This window comes from Vibrio sp. 970, from assembly GCF_033339075.1.
The window spans coordinates 1-507 of sequence record NZ_JAWOTW010000868.1 but is presented as its reverse complement, the minus strand read 5'-3'; the positions used below and the strand labels follow the sequence as shown (position 1 = coordinate 507).

Sequence of the window (507 nt, the reverse complement as noted above, 5' to 3'; positions counted from 1 at the left end):
GACGCTTTGCATACCTCGAAAATGGTCGAGACAATGAAGCCGTGCGCGTTTCTCATTTAGGGATGATTTATGTTTCTGCGCTCAGCGTGGTTGTAGCGACACTAGCAATGGTCATGATCACGAACTTCTTGCCAGAAACCTACCATGAAGCGGTACTTTACACGCTGTTCTTGCTACCGATTGCGATGCTCAAGGAATGGAGCGAATTGTTAAACATCGCCATTCTTTTCAAACGCAGAACCCGATGGTTGCTTGGTATTAATGTGGTTTCTGCCTTCGTTGCGATTGGGTTGCTGTTTGGGTTGTCTTCTCTCGGTATTTTTGGTGTGTTCATTGCGTTGTACTACGCGCAGCTTTGTAAACTCGGCCTAACTTACGCGGTTGGCCAACAGTGTATGTCTCTACCATTCCATTTGAGTTTGATGGTTTTACTGCAAATTATCTCAGGTGTGGCACTGTTCCTGCTTCACTCTTCACAATCAATAGGAATCGCCATCGCAATTTGCA

At 45.8% G+C, this 507-nt stretch carries 1 pseudogene; it reads left to right on the top strand.

Annotated features, from left to right (window positions below):
- Positions 1–507 (top strand): annotated as a pseudogene (locus R7Q11_RS29630) (lipopolysaccharide biosynthesis protein); the annotation flags it as partial.